Source organism: Variovorax sp. 20P10.2.4, from assembly GCF_058244205.1.
The window spans coordinates 1-4650 of sequence record NZ_JBZAYE010000578.1 but is presented as its reverse complement, the minus strand read 5'-3'; the positions used below and the strand labels follow the sequence as shown (position 1 = coordinate 4650).

The 4650-nt window shown below is 67.5% G+C and carries 3 protein-coding genes; 2 read left to right on the top strand and 1 reads right to left on the bottom strand.

All coding sequences use genetic code 11. From position 1 onward, the window contains the following. Together AC27VN_RS33385 and AC27VN_RS33380 are read left to right on the top strand one after the other, a co-directional pair. Positions 1–786, top strand: a 786-nt coding sequence (locus AC27VN_RS33385) for an ABC transporter permease (RefSeq protein ID WP_490879337.1), incomplete at its 5' end; no start/stop codon positions are given. 1 nt (position 787) lies between these two features. Beyond that, positions 788–2518 carry an ABC transporter ATP-binding protein gene (locus AC27VN_RS33380; protein ID WP_490879336.1) on the top strand — a complete coding sequence of 577 codons (1731 nt, stop codon included), beginning with the start codon at positions 788–790 and terminating at the stop codon, positions 2516–2518. Between the two features lie 624 nt (positions 2519–3142). On the opposite strand, the gene AC27VN_RS33375 is transcribed toward AC27VN_RS33380, so the two are convergent. Continuing rightward, positions 3143–4650, bottom strand: a 1508-nt coding sequence (locus AC27VN_RS33375; protein ID WP_490879335.1) for an ABC transporter substrate-binding protein, incomplete at its 5' end; no start/stop codon positions are given.

Genomic DNA, 4650 nt, shown 5'->3' with positions numbered 1-4650 from the left:
GGCGTGGTGCTGCTGCTGGCCATGCTGGTGCTGGCCCTGCTCGCGCCGCTGCTCTATCCGGGCGATCCGCTCGACATGGTCGCGCAGCCGCTGCTGTGGCCCGGCCAGGACGCGGCCTATCCGCTGGGCAGCGATTCGCTCGGGCGCGATGTGGCCGCCGGCATCGCGCACGGCGCGCGCATCTCGCTCGCGGTGGGCGTGGTCGCGGCCGTGCTGAGCCTCGCGATCGGCATCCTCGTGGGCGCCACCGCGGGCTACTTCGGCGGCCGGGTCGACGACGTTCTGGTGCGCATCACCGAGCTGTTCCAGACCATGCCCTCGTTCCTGTTCGTGATCGTGGTGGTGGCGATCGGCCAGCCCTCGGTGCCGGTGATCGTGTTCGCGATCGGCCTGGCCTCCTGGCCCGTGATCGCGCGGCTGGTGCGCGCCGAGTTCCGCGCGCTGCGCGAGACCGAGTTCGTGCTCGCCGCGCGCAGCCAGGGCTTCGGCCATGCGCGCATCATCTTCCAGGAGATGCTGCCGAACGCGCTGCCGCCGGTCATCGTCACCACCTCGGTGCTGGTGGCCAGCGCGATCCTGATCGAGTCGGCGCTGTCCTTCCTCGGCATGGGCGACCCCAATGCGGTGTCGTGGGGCAGCATGATCGGCCAGGGCCGCGAGCTGCTGCGCACCGCCTGGTACCTCACGGCGCTGCCGGGCGCGGCCATCGTCTTCACCGTGCTGGCGCTCAACCTCGTGGGCGACGGCCTCAACGATGCCTTCAACCCGCGTTTGAGGGGCCGTTGAGATGACGCTCGAACCCGTGACGATCGCGCCGCCGCTGCTGGACGTGCGCGGCCTGGATGTCTTCTTCCATGGCTCGAACGGCCCGATCCAGGCCGTGCGCGGGCTGGACCTGACCTTGCAGCGCGGCGAGACGCTGGCGCTGGTCGGCGAATCGGGCTGCGGCAAGTCGACCACCGCGCTGGCGCTGCTGCGCCTGCTCGCGCCCGGCACCGCGCTGCGCGGCAGCATCCATTTCGACGGGCGCGACATCCTCGCGCTGTCGCCGGCCGCGCTGCGCGAGGTGCGCGGGCGCGAGATCGCGATGATCTTCCAGGAGCCGATGACCTCGCTGAACCCGGTACACACCATCGGCGCGCAGATCGAGGAGACGCTGCGCCGCCACGAGAAGCTCTCGGCCGCCGCGGCGCGTCGGCGCGCCATCGAGCTGCTCGACCTGGTTCGCATCCCCGAGCCGCAGCGGCGCATCGACGACCATCCGCACAACCTCTCGGGCGGCCAGCGCCAGCGCGTGATGATCGCGATGGCCGTGGCCTGCAAGCCGCGCCTGCTGGTGGCCGACGAGCCGACCACCGCGCTCGACGTGACCATCCAGGCGCAGATCCTCGAGCTGCTCGACGGCCTGCGCCGCGAGCTCGACATGGCGCTGCTGCTGATCACCCACGACCTGGGCCTGGTGGCCCAGTGGGCCGACCGCGTGGCAGTGATGTACGGCGGCGAGAAGGTCGAGGAGGCGCCGACCTCGAAGCTCTTCGCCGCCCCGTCGCATGCCTACACCCGCGGCCTGCTCGGCGCCTCGCTGCATGCCGGCAGCGCGTTGCACTACGCGGATGCGCGCCTGGCCGAGATCCAGACCCGGCTCGACCCCGTCACCGGCGTGCGCGACTTCGCGCTGCACGTGCCGCAGCCGAACACGAAGGTGCGTGCCTTGCCCGTGCGCGCCGCGGCCGGCGAGCCGCTGCTGTCGGTACAGGACCTGCGCACCGACTACCCGACGCGCGGCGGCGGCGTGCTGCATGCGGTTGACGGCGTGTCCTTCGACATCCGCGCGGGCGAGACCGTGGGCCTGGTCGGCGAATCGGGCTGCGGCAAGTCCACGCTCTCGCGCACGCTGTTGCGGCTGGTGGACCCGGCGGGCGGGCGCATCGTGTTCGACGGCACCGACATCGCCTCGCTGTCCGAGAAAGCACTCAAGCCCTGGCGGCGGCGCGTGCAGATGGTGTTCCAGGACCCCTATGCGTCGCTGAACCCGCGGCGCAGCGTGTTCGACATCCTCGAGTCGGTGCTCAAGGTGCACGGCGTGGACGACCGCGCTGAGCGCCGCAACCGCATCGCCGCCATCCTCGAACGCGTGGGCCTGCCGGCCGACGCGGCACGACGCTTTCCCAACGAGTTCTCGGGCGGGCAGCGACAGCGTATCGGCATCGCGCGCGCTCTCGTGCTGCGGCCGTCGCTGGTGGTGCTCGACGAACCGGTGTCGGCGCTCGACGTGTCGGTGCAGGCGCAGATCCTGAACCTGCTGGTGGAGCTGAAGGAGGACTTCGGGCTCTCCTACATGTTCATCTCGCACGATCTGTCGGTGGTGCGGTATATCGCGGATCGGGTGATGGTGATGAACAAGGGGAAGATCGTGGAGACGGGGGGGTATCAGGATATTTGGGATCGGCCGCAGCATGCGTATACGCGGAGTTTGATTGCGGCTGTGCCGGGGGCGGAGCAGAGGAAGGCTGCTTAGTTTCTTGGGGTGCGTTGTCTTTCCTTAGGCTGTCGGCCGGGTCCCGCCCCGGCGGGCGGCTCACTTTCTTTGTCTCGCCAAAGAAAGTAAGCAAAGAAAGGCGACCCCACTGTCTGCGACCCTTCGCTTCGCTACGGGCAACCTGCGGTGCTCGCGTTTCGCGGGGTCTCGCAGAACTCGCTTCGCTCAAACAGCTGCGAGCCCTTATCCGCGAAACGCTGCGCTCCTCGGCGCAGCCAGAGGGGAGTAGTTCGGGCCATCGCTGCGCTCGGCCCGGCAGATCCAACGGGCCTTCGCTTCGCTCGGCCTCAGTGAAAGATCCAGGGCCTACGCATACGCACACCCCACACAAGGACGCGCCACGGCGCGTTGACCCTGATCCCCTCTGGCTGTGCCGAGGAGCGCAGGCGTAGGCGGGATAAGGGCCGCAGCTGTCTGAGCGGAACGCAGTGGAGCGAGTTCTGCGGACCCCCGCCGTAGCCGAGCACCGCAGGTTGCCCGTAGCGAAGCGGAGGGACACAGACAGTGGGGTCGCCTTTTCTTTGGTTACTTTCTTTTGGCGAAGCAAAAGAAAGTGACTCGCCCGCCGGGGCGAGACCCGGCCAACAGCCTAAAAAAAAAGAACTATTTCTTAGCCTCATCAACGTAGACATCCGCCAAATTCGACTCCACCCCATCCGCAGTCAACGAATGGTCATGCACCCGCTGATTAGCAATGGTGATGAACACCGGCTGATAGAGATTCAAATCCGGCACATCCCGCGCCACCGTCTCCTGAAACTCCCTGAACAGCTTCAACCGCCGCGCAGGATCGTTCTCCACCGCCGCATCCTCGAGCAGCTTGTCCACCACAGGACTCTGATAGTGCGTGCCATTCGAGAACGGCACCCCCTTGATGAAGTTCTTCGACCAGTAAAGCCGCTGCACCCCCACGGTCGGATCGAACAGGTTGCTCGCCCCGTTGTGCGTGAACGCGAAATCGCGGTCCGTGTAGATGCGCTTGATGAAGGCGCTCGGGTCCTGTGCACGCACCGTCACCGCGATGCCGATGCGCGCCAGGGTCGAGCGCAGGTAGTCGGCCAGGCGCGGACCGTCGGCGCCGATCGGGTTGAAGTCCAGCGGCACGCTGAAGCGCACGCCGCCGGCCTTGCGCGGATAGCCGGCCTCGTCGAGCAGGGCGTTGGCCTTCTTGAGGTCGAAGGCATAGGGCGAGGGCGCGGGATCGTGGAAGGCCTTGAGGCCGGGCGCGATCGGCGAATAGCTGACCTGGCCGTAGCCGTAGTTCACCACCTTCACGATCACGCCGCGGTCGACGGCATGGGCCACGGCCTGGCGCACCTTCTCGTTCTTGAAGTACTCGTTGTCGAGGTTGAACTCGAGCCGGGTCACGTTCGACGAGTAGCTGTTGCCCTTGGTCTCGAAGCGCAGCGCGGGCACCTTCTTGAGCCGCTCGAGATCGGCCAGCGGCACCGGCGTGCGGTAGCCGAGGTCGACGGTGCCGGTCTCGAAGGCCACGGCGGCTGCCGCCGGGTCGGTCACGAAGCGCACGATCAGCTGGTCGATGAAGGGCTTGGGCTTGTCCCAGTACTCGGGATTGCGCTCGTACACGATGTGGCTGCCGCGCACCCACTCCTTGAACCTGAACGGGCCGGTGCCGATCGGCGCGTTGTTGTTCGGGTTGTTCGCGGGGTCGGTGCCCTCGTAGACGTGCTTGGGCACGATCGGCGTCTCGGTCGCGACCAGCGCGCGGATCAGGTAGGGCGCGGGCTTCGACAGCCGCAGGATCGCGGTGTACTTGTCGGGCGTGTCGATGGCCGTGAGGTTGGCAAAAGTGTTGCGGCCGCGCGGATGGATCTTCTTCAGCAGCTCGATCGAGTAGGCGACGTCGGCCGAGGTGAAGTCCTTGCCGTCGTGCCACTTCACGCCCTGGCGCAGCGTGAAGGTGTAGGTCAGGCCGTCGGGGCTGATGACCCACTTGGTCGCGAGCTGCGGCTGCGGATTGACGTCGTAGTCGTACTTGAGCAGGCCCTCGGTGACCTTGGCGCTGACGCTGAGGATCGGCGTGGCGACATTGCCGATGGTGACGAGCGCGGTCGGCTCGCTGGTCGACAGCAGGGTCAGGGTGCCGCTGT